The 8885-nt window shown below is 70.5% G+C and carries 7 protein-coding genes; 1 reads left to right on the top strand and 6 read right to left on the bottom strand.

Annotated features, from left to right (window positions below; genetic code table 11):
• Nucleotides 1-29 precede the first annotated feature (29 nt).
• Nucleotides 30-518: a hypothetical protein gene (locus tag VF697_RS29900; protein ID WP_331100230.1), complete on the bottom strand. Its 489-nt coding sequence runs from the start codon at nt 516-518 to the stop codon at nt 30-32.
• Nucleotides 519-725: 207 nt separating this feature from the next.
• On the opposite strand from VF697_RS29900, the gene VF697_RS29895 reads away from it, so the two are divergent.
• Complete coding sequence (locus VF697_RS29895) at nt 726-2978, top strand: kinesin (RefSeq protein WP_331100228.1); 2253 nt, start codon at nt 726-728, stop codon at nt 2976-2978.
• Nucleotides 2979-2987: 9 nt separating this feature from the next.
• Here the strand turns inward: VF697_RS29895 and VF697_RS29890 are convergent, their stop codons facing one another.
• The 5 genes from VF697_RS29890 to VF697_RS29870 all read right to left on the bottom strand — a co-directional run bounded on the left by VF697_RS29890 (nt 2988) and on the right by VF697_RS29870 (nt 8883).
• Nucleotides 2988-4106 (bottom strand): SGNH/GDSL hydrolase family protein, encoded by a 1119-nt coding sequence (locus tag VF697_RS29890; protein WP_331100226.1) that lies wholly within the window; start codon nt 4104-4106, stop codon nt 2988-2990.
• A 2-nt stretch (nt 4107-4108) separates the two neighbouring features.
• A complete protein-coding gene (locus VF697_RS29885; protein ID WP_331100224.1) occupies nt 4109-6937 on the bottom strand; it encodes an AAA family ATPase in 2829 nt (942 codons plus the stop codon).
• Between the two features lie 131 nt (nt 6938-7068).
• Nucleotides 7069-7275 (bottom strand): hypothetical protein, encoded by a 207-nt coding sequence (locus VF697_RS29880; protein WP_331100222.1) that lies wholly within the window; start codon nt 7273-7275, stop codon nt 7069-7071.
• A 150-nt stretch (nt 7276-7425) separates the two neighbouring features.
• Entirely contained in the window at nt 7426-7986 is a 561-nt protein-coding gene (locus VF697_RS29875) for a c-type cytochrome (RefSeq protein WP_331100220.1), read from the bottom strand.
• A 354-nt stretch (nt 7987-8340) separates the two neighbouring features.
• Entirely contained in the window at nt 8341-8883 is a 543-nt protein-coding gene (locus VF697_RS29870) for an HNH endonuclease (protein ID WP_331100218.1), read from the bottom strand.
• Nucleotides 8884-8885 lie beyond the last annotated feature (2 nt).

The raw sequence follows: 8885 nt of genomic DNA, 5'->3' as shown, positions 1-8885 counted from the left end.
CCGCCACGCCCGCGGCATGGCGCGCTGAGCTACGGCGAGGCCGTGTTGGCGATGCTCGGCGAGGCGGGGCTGACGGGATCCACGGGAAAGGGGTTGTAATCGAGCGGGGCCGGGGAGATGGCCCCGTCCTTCGTCACCACCCACGAATTGTAGCGCTTCTCGGACACCTCGCGCAGCTTGCCGTCCTCGTAGCAGACGACGTGCAGGGTGAAGCTCGGCGCGTTGATGGTGGGCTTGCCATACTGGTAGCACTCGAGGTTGCCCCGGCGCTCCTTGCTGGTGGGCTGGCCGAGCAGGCCCTGCACCTCCTGCGGCGACATGCCCTTGCGCACCGTGCGCATGCCCCAGAGCGTCTCGATGCGGTAGGGGGTGGCCTCCGGCTCGATCTGTATGAACAAGGCGCCCAGTCCGATGAGCAGCAGCAAGGCCACGGCGTACAGGAAATACCGGAGGCCGCCGCGGGACGGCGGCTGCTTCGTGTAGGCGTGGAAGATGTTTCCGCCCTCGGCTGCGCCCATCTCCCGCGACCCGGTCACTTCCTGCTGGTGCTCTGGCTGGTTCACCCCTTGTGACATGCCCCGTTGGGGGGTCTGGATGCAAGCAAGTCGATGTGGAGACCGGTGGGACGCACGCTCGTTGCACGACAGAGGGGCCGGACCGGTCCCCAGGCGCTCGGTTGCTCGCTCGGGTGGCCGGAGGGCGGGCGGTATGCTCTCTTGCGCCCCATGACGCGCCCCCTTGTCTACCGCCGCTATGGAGGCTCGCTCCAGGTCTCCATCCCCTCCTTCGAGGTGCTCGTGGAGGCCATCCGCATCCCGGAGACGCAGTGGCTGGCCACCGCCTGCCCGGTCGAGGGGCTCAACTGCGACCCGCGCTTCCTCGCCTTCGTGGACACGGACAAGAACGGACGCATCCGTGTCAGCGAGGTGCGGGCCGCCGTCGAGCACGCGGCGAAGCTGCTGAAGTCGTACCAGGGCGCGGACGCGGCGAGTGACGTGCTGGAGCTGGACGCGCTCTCGGACGAGGGCGTGAAGCTGCGGGACGTGGCCGGCATCCTGCTGGGGACGCTCAAGGTGGAGGTGCGCACGCGCATCTCACTGGAGCAGGTGCGCGCCAGCGAGAAGGCCCTGCGCGAGGCGGGGCAGAACGGAGATGGCATCGTCGCCCCGGCCTTCCTGCCCGTGCCGCTGCGGCCCCTGGCGGAGAAGCTCCTGGCCTGCTTCCCCGAGGTGAAGAATCGCTCGGGGCACACGGGGGTGGACCTGCCGATGCTTCAGCGCTTCCGGGAGGAGCGGACGGCGCTGCTCGCACACCTGGCGGGCAGGGAGGCGGTGCTCGTGTGGGGGGGGCGGAGCGTGGAGCAGGCCCGGCGCCTCCAGGAGATTCGACCGCTGCTCGACACGTACTTCCTTCAGTGCCGGCTGGTCGCGGCGCAGCCCGAAGCCGTGGCGAGCCTCAAGCTGGAGGCGGGCCGGGTGCAGGGCGCGCTCGGAGACACCCAGGCGCTCTCGCGGGTGGTGTCGGAGCTGCCCGTGGCGCCGCCGGAGCCCGGGGGCGCGCTGCGCTGGTCCCGGCTGTACCGGGGCCCGGCCTTCGAGAAGCTCGACACCTTCCGGCGGGACGTGGCGGTGCCGCTCACCGGGGACATGGCGACGCTCGTGGACACCGCGTGGCGCGAGCTGTCCGCGAAGGCCGAGGCCATCCTGGCGTGGCAGGCGCGGATCGACGCGAGCCCGCTGCGCACCTGGGTGGACACGCTGGCGGACATCTCGGACGCGGACCTGGAGGCCCTCGAGGCGGCGTGCCGGGCGGACCTGGCGCTGAAGGACAAGCTGGACGCGGTGGACGAGCTGGAGCGGTTGCTCCTCTACCAGCGCTGGTTGCTGACGCTCGCCAACAACTTCATCAGCATGCCGGACCTCTACCAGACGAAGCGGCGGGCGCTGGTGGAGAAGGGGACGCTCATCCTCGGAGGCCGCAGGTTCTGGCTGTCGGTGCTGGTGACGAACCATGCCGCGCACCTCGCACTGACGAGCCAGGGCACCACCTGCACCCTCTACGTGCAGGTGATGGCGAAGGAGGGGGGCGAGCACTATGAGGTGGCCGTGCCCGTCACGCGTGGCCGGAGCCGAGAGCTCGCGGTGGGCAAACGCGGCGTGTTCTACGACGTGGAGGGCCGCGAGTTCGACGCCGTGGTGACCCAGGTGGTCCGCCATCCCGTGTCGCTCTGGGAGTCGATGACGATGCCGTTCGAGCGGATCGGCAAGTTCATCTCCTCGAAGATCGAGGGGATGGCGACGGCCGGAGAGAAGTCGCTCGACTCGGAGCTGGAGAAGACCTACGCGCACGGCACCACGGTCGCCACCACGGCGGCACAACCTCCGACACCCCCAGCACCGGGGGCTCCGGCGGCACCCGTGCCGGGACAGGTGGGGGGACCGGGCGGCTTCATCGCGGCGGTGGGCATCACGTTCGCGGCGTTGGGCTCGTCGCTGGCCTTCATCGTGACGCAGGTGAAGTCGCTCACGCTCTTCGACCTCATCTCGACGACGATCATCGTGGTCGCCGTGGTGATGCTGCCCTCGGGCCTGCTGGGGTGGCTCAAGCTGCGCAAGCGCAACCTGGCGCTGCTGCTGGAAGGCTCGGGCTGGGCGCTCAACGACCGGCTGAAGCTCACGCCGGACCTGGCGGCCCTCATCACCCGTCGGCCGAGGCTGCCGAAGAACGCCACCGTGGACCGGACGGATGTGCTGCGCTCCGCTCTCGTGTTGGTGCGCGAGGACGAGGAGGCGGAACCGCGCGCGCTGGCGGTCTGGATCGGCATCACGCTCCTCGTCCTCTTCATGGTGCTCTGGCAGTTCCGCGAGCCGCTGGCCCGCGAGGCCTGCCAGCGTCAGTGGCTGAAGGGCAGCACGTGCGACTCGCTGCTGTCGCCCGGCGCTTCTCCGTCCGTGCCTCCCGAGCCCCCGAAGCCCTGAGGCGCGGAGCTACTTCCAGCCGAGCAGCTCGCGCAGCCAGGGCGTCATCTGGTCGGCGGTCCGCTGGTGCGTCTTCCGGCTGGGGTGCCAGGTACAGCCCAGGCCTTCGTCGTCGAACCTGGGAGGGACCTCGACGAAGTGCACGCGGGGATCGCCGGACCGGCGTAGGGCCTCGACCAGGCTGGAGATGAGGGCACGGGCGTGGGTGCGCGCCTTGAGATCCTTGGGGTGGGTGTCGGTGATGCCGGAGCCCAGGACGCAGACGATGTGGGCGCTGGGGTAGTTGGCGCGAATGCGCTCCACCAGGGCACGGTAGGCGCCGCGGAAGCGCTCCTCGCCGGGGTGCTCCTTCCAGAAGTCATTGGCGCCGAGCTGGATGACCACCGCGTCGGGCACCCAGGAGGAGAAGTCCCAGCGGCTGTCGTCGCGAGAGGGGAGGGTGCGCTCGTAGAGCTGGGGCAGGGTGGGGGTGGGGTCGTTCGAGTAGTTGACGGCCACGCCCTTGCCAGAGAAGGCGATGATGGAGGCCTCGGCGCCGAGGGCCTGGGCGGTGAGGGCGGCCCAGGTGAGGGAGCTGCGTTGGGTCTCCGCGTTGAAGCTACAGAACTCGTTCTTGCCCTCGATGCCGTAGCCCGTGAGGCCCGAGTCCCCGATGAACTCGATGCGGCGCGAAGGCGCCGGAGGTGCGGGCAGCAGCCGGGCGCCCGGGTCCAGCTCGAACCCGAGCAGCTGCGTCTCCCCGACGACGGACTCGGTCTCCTTCTCCAGGCGCAGCACGTGCTCGCCCTCGGGAAGGCCCTCGGCGATGCGGTAGAGCAGGAGCCCCTCCCCCACGTAGAGGTCACGGAAGGGGGCACCGTCCACGCTGAAGCGGAAGCGGTTGGGGGCGAACTCCTCGACCTTGGGAAGATCGAGCAGGCGCAGGCCGAGGGAGGTGCCGGTGAAGCGCACCATCAGAGCGGTGCCTCCCCAGGCGAAACGGGGGCCACCCGGGTCTCCACGCTCCACCCGGCCGCTGAAGCGCGGCTCCGGGGCCTGGGGAGACACCTGGACGGGGACGGTGCGGCATCCAGTGAGCACGGCCAGGGCCAACAGCACGCCCAGTTGTCTCCAGTGCGCGCGATTCATTCTCAGCTCGCGGAGGGGGTGGGCCCCCCGGGGGGCGGACGGGAGATCCACGCGGCGATGAAGACGTCCAGCTCGCCGCGCAGCACGTCCTTGACGCGTGGCGTGCCGGCGCCCGTGCGCGGATCCTCCACCCGAGCACCCCGGCCCAGGTGGTAGCGCCGGGCCTCGTCCGCCGTGTTGCTGCCGCCCTGGCCCTTCACCACCCGCGAGGCGATGTCCTTCATCTCGTTCAGCTCGCCCGCGCCCGCCAGCGTCATCATCCGGCCCGTGGTCTCGTCCTTCACCGTCACTTCCGTCTTCACCCGCGAGAGGAAGGTGCCCTCGTGCCGCCTCACGTCGCGGCCCTCCACGTCCAGGCTCTCCTCCTCTTCTACCGGCCCGCCCCGGTGCACCCGCACGTAGGCGCGCTGGCGCTTGTCGTCGTCGATGCGCCGGTGCAGGCCCGCCTCGCCCGCCAGGTAGCCGTAGGCCCCTGGTCCGGCGATCCGCACCACCACCCGGAAGGGCTCCTCCGCCTCCGCCACCGCGATGGCCTCGTAGCCGCGCCGCTCCGCCCAGCCCAGGTACATGGTCGCCAGCTCCTGTACCCACGTGTCCTGTCCCTCACCCGTCTCGCTCGCGCAGATGTCCACCAGCGCCTCGTCGCCGTGGTCCGTCGCTCCCGCGGCGTCCAGCGCCTCGGCCATCTGCACCTCGCGCGCTACCTCCTCCACCTGCTTCGCCGCTGACGCGAGCTGCGCCTCACCCTTCGCCTCGCGCACCAGCCGCCGCGTGAAGGTCGTCCGCTCCTCCATCCGGTCCAGCTCGTTGATCCGGGCCTCCACCGTCCGGAAGGCCCTCAGCGTCGACGCCGCGCGCTGCGGGTCGTCCCAGAGGTTGGGCGCCTGCGTCTCCGCCAGCAACTGCGCGCGCCGCTCCTCCAGCCTCGGCCGGTTCGCCGACACCGACAGCGCTCGTGCCCGGCCCACCAGCCGGTCCATCTCGTTGAGCAGCGACTTCTTGTCCAGCCGTCGCTTCACCGCCGACACGGACTTCTCCGTGGGCAGCGCGAGCTGTGCCGTGTCCTCGCGCGGGCGCGGCGACAGCTCGGCCACCGCCACCACCTTGCCGCCCGGTCGGGTCTCCACGCGCACCGGCGCTCCCGGAGGCAGTGGCCGGCGGGCGATCTCCACCGCCAGTGCCGCCGTGAGCGTCTTCTCGATCTCCCGCTGCAGGTAGCGCGCGCCGAACTGCGGCGAGTAGCCCCGCTCCACCAGCAGGTCCACCACCGCCGGCGTCACCTCCACGTCCAGCGCGCGTGCCCGGATGCCCTCGCGCTCCAGCACCCGGCCCACCTCGCGCTGGGCGATCTTGCGGATCTCCACCTTCGTCAGCGGCTGGAAGTGGCAGATGGCGTCGAAGCGGTTGAGGAACTCGGGGCGGAAGGCCTCGGCGATGCGCCGGTCCACCTCGGAGATGAGCTCCTCGGGGCGGCGCGAGCCCATGAAGCCGATGGCCGGCTCGCGGTACACCTCGGCGCCCACGTTGGACGTGGCCACGATGACGGTGTTGTTGCAGGAGATCGTCTCTCCCGCGCCGTTGACGAAGGTGCCCTCGTCGAAGAGCTGGAGGAAGCGGTCGTGCACACTGCGCGCGGCCTTCTCGAACTCGTCGAGCAGCAGCACGGTGAACACCTTGCCCTCCAGCAGCGCCGTCAGCTCGCCGCGCTTCGTCTCCACCGCGGGAGCCCACGAGGCGCCGAAGGGAACGCTCTCGTCCCCGTCGTTGGGGAAGTCCGCCATGTTGAGGCGGACGAGCCTGTCCTGCGAGCCGAAGAGGTACTCGGCCAGCAGCTTGGCGAGCTGCGTCTTGCCCACGCCCGTGGGGCCGGCGAAGAGGAACACGCCGAGCGGCCGGCGCGGGTCGTTCAACCCCGCCTTGAGCAGCGCCACCGAGCGCAGCACGGCCTGCACCGCGTCCGTCTGGCCGAGCAGCCGCTCTCCGAAGAAGCGCTCCGTCTCCTCCAGATCCAGCGCCATGGCGTCGTCCACGACGAAGCGGGGCAGCCGGGTGGTGGCGCAGAAGCGGGTGAGGACGTCCTCGGGGCCCACGCGGTCCTTGGCGCCGCCGGCGGCCTCGGCGGCCGTCTCCTTGAGCAGCTCGATGGCCTTGCGGGGCAGCCGCTGCGCCAGGAGGAACTTGGAGGCCAGCCGCAGCGTCAGGTCGCACGCCGCCGGGTCGATGGGCAGGTGCAGCTCGCGCTCCAGCTCCTCGGCCACGCGGCCCAAGATCCACCGGGCCCGCTCGGTGGGCGGCTCATTGACGGGGACGAGGTGGAGCCGCTCGGAGAAGGCCTCGTCCGCGCGCAGCAGCTCCTGCACGCGCTTGGGCTCGGTCTCGAAGATGAAGCGGATGCCTCCGGTGCGCAGGGCCCGGAAGGCCACGGGGGCCAGGGGCCCTCCAATGACCGCGGGCAGGTCCCGGATGTAGACGATGGGGCAGGGGTAGCGGCTCAACCACGCCAGCAGCTCCTCGAAGCTCTCCGCCGCCTGGCGCTGGGTGCTGCGCGCCAGGATGTTGGCGACGGACACCTCCACCATGCGCGCCTGGGCGAGCTCCGCGTCCACACGGCCCTCGGTGATGCGGCGCGCCACCTCCTGCACCACGGCGGACTTGCCCACCCCGGGCTCGCCGGAGAGCAGCGGGTGCTTGCCCCCTCGTGTCAGGAGGCCCAGCACTTCCGTCACCGGCCCGTCCACGCCGTGCGCGGCCGTCAGCTTCCCGTCGCGCGCCAGCGCGGTGAGATCGCGGTCGATGAGACGCTCGTTGTCCTCGCTCTTCCTCGTGGCCATGGTCGGGAACGCCTCGTCGGCGCAGGGGCACTCTAGCGTGCTGAATCGCAGTGGTGGACCCCGACGTCGGGGTCTTGACCCAACAATCCCTGTCGCCCGGGCTCATTCCCGCCCTGGCCTCGACCCGCCGCTCAGCACTCGGCGACGGGGTGCCCCCAGGGGTTGGAGGCCGGGGTCTGCCGCAGCAGCGTCTCCAGCTCACGGGCCCGGGCGCTGGAGCTCTCGGGGCGCTGCGTGAGGGGGAGGACGGGCTGGGCCGCGACACTCAGGCGCACCGCCTGGATCGCGAGGTTCTGCTCCACTTCCGGGGACCAACGACCGAACTCGAGCCACTCCATGTGCCGCTCCTTCCACCTACGGGTTGCTTGCCGCGCGCATCCATGCGCCCGACGCACGAGCGGGTTCACTACGCCGTGCGTCAGTACGGAGCGGAAATGGTGGATTCCGAACTCCCCGGGCTCGCGGGGTTTTGACCCCAACGCTTCACTTCAGGGTCGGGTGGACTCGATGCGGGGGATGGCGCGCAGGTACTCGTAGATGGCGCGCACCTCGCGGTCGCTCATGTCCTTGTAGGAGGGCCACGGCATCACCTGGAGGATGTCGCCGTTGTCCTCCCGGCCGGTGCGCATGTAGCGCTCGAACTCCTCGAAGCTGGCGCCTCCCGGATTGCCGGACGCATCCGGGGTGATGTTGGGCGACACGAGGCCCGGGCCGAAGAACACCCCGCCCGCGAGGAAGCGCGCCGTGTTGATCCGCTCCGGTTGCCCCTGGTAGGGGTCGCCTCCCTCGACGTAGGGCGGGGCGGTGTGGCAGCCGGCGCAGGCGCTCTGCACGTTGACGAGGTAGCTGCCCAGGCCCACCAGGTTGCGGTCCTTCCCGTCCAGGTTGAGGGGCACGGGGGAGACGGTCAGGCCCTTCTCGATCCTCTCCCGATCCGGATCCTCCGGCATCTGCTTGTCGTCGTCATTGTTGCCGCAGCCCGGGCCCAGCACGGGGGCGGCGAGCACGAAGCCGAACATCGCCCAGCGTCCCAACTTGAAGTCGCGCATGCGTGTCTTTCTCCTCCCGGCGGGGGTGCCGGGCACGCGAGACACTAGGCGTATGACGCCGGAGCAGCGGTGCACCCATTCGGCGGCTCCGGGACATCGTTGGAAAGAGGACAGAGGAATGGAAGGAGGAGGACTCGAACCCCAGACCGGAAGCCGGTCCGCACCCGCTAGCAACGGGGCCTGGCGCCATCGCCAGTTCACACTTCCAGAAGAATATGCCGGCAGCAGGGCCCGCCTGCCGGCGCGCGGGGCGTACGGGTGTCGGGAACGCCTCTGGCCTCCCCTGTCAGCACCCGCTCCTGTCACGGAGCGGGGCCGGGGAACCACCTCAGGTGGCTCCCCCTCACCCGCCGCTCACTCCTCCAGCTCCATGTGCCAGTACGCGACGTCACGGAGGAACTTCCTCCACGAGACGGGCATGCCCTTCTCGTGGGCGAAGGTGAGCTGCACCGAACCCGTGAGCTTGCGAGGCTTCACGGGAGCGGAGAGCAGCGCCATCCCCGCCTGCACCGGCGTGCGCCCGCCCTTCTTCTGGTTGCAGGGCACGCAGGCGATCACGATGTTCTCCCAGGTGGTGCGGCCCCCCTGGGCCCGGGGCACGACGTGATCGTACGTGGCCTCGGGGCGCGACACCTTCCGGCCACAGTACTGGCACCGGCAGCCATCGCGCATGTAGACGTTGTCGCGGCTGAACTTCACGCCGCGCCCGCCCCGGCGCGCGCCGCGCAGGAAGCGGATGACGGAGGGCATCCGGATCTCGACGGTGACGGAGCGGATGAGGCGGTCGTCGTACTCCTCGACCACCTCGACCTTCCCCTGCCACAGCAGCATCACCGCACGCTGCCAGGAGATCCGGGCCACGGGCTCATAGGACGGGTTGAGGACCAGCGTCTCCATGA

The sequence above is a fragment of the Archangium sp. genome, assembly GCF_036388035.1.
Lineage (GTDB): Bacteria > Myxococcota > Myxococcia > Myxococcales > Myxococcaceae > Archangium.
Note: the sequence above shows the minus strand (reverse complement) of the source record. Positions and strands in the feature narration are given on the sequence as shown.

Bases quoted from the DNA above. Each gene is read 5' to 3' on its own strand.
- VF697_RS29900 (WP_331100230.1), bottom strand. From the start codon at position 518: ATGGGCGCAGCCGAGGGCGGAAACATCTTCCACGCCTACACGAAGCAG.
- VF697_RS29895 (WP_331100228.1), top strand. From the start codon at position 726: ATGACGCGCCCCCTTGTCTACCGCCGCTATGGAGGCTCGCTCCAGGTC.
- VF697_RS29890 (WP_331100226.1), bottom strand. From the start codon at position 4,106: ATGAATCGCGCGCACTGGAGACAACTGGGCGTGCTGTTGGCCCTGGCC.
- VF697_RS29885 (WP_331100224.1), bottom strand. From the start codon at position 6,937: ATGGCCACGAGGAAGAGCGAGGACAACGAGCGTCTCATCGACCGCGAT.
- VF697_RS29880 (WP_331100222.1), bottom strand. From the start codon at position 7,275: ATGGAGTGGCTCGAGTTCGGTCGTTGGTCCCCGGAAGTGGAGCAGAAC.
- VF697_RS29875 (WP_331100220.1), bottom strand. From the start codon at position 7,986: ATGCGCGACTTCAAGTTGGGACGCTGGGCGATGTTCGGCTTCGTGCTC.
- VF697_RS29870 (WP_331100218.1), bottom strand. From the start codon at position 8,883: ATGGAGACGCTGGTCCTCAACCCGTCCTATGAGCCCGTGGCCCGGATC.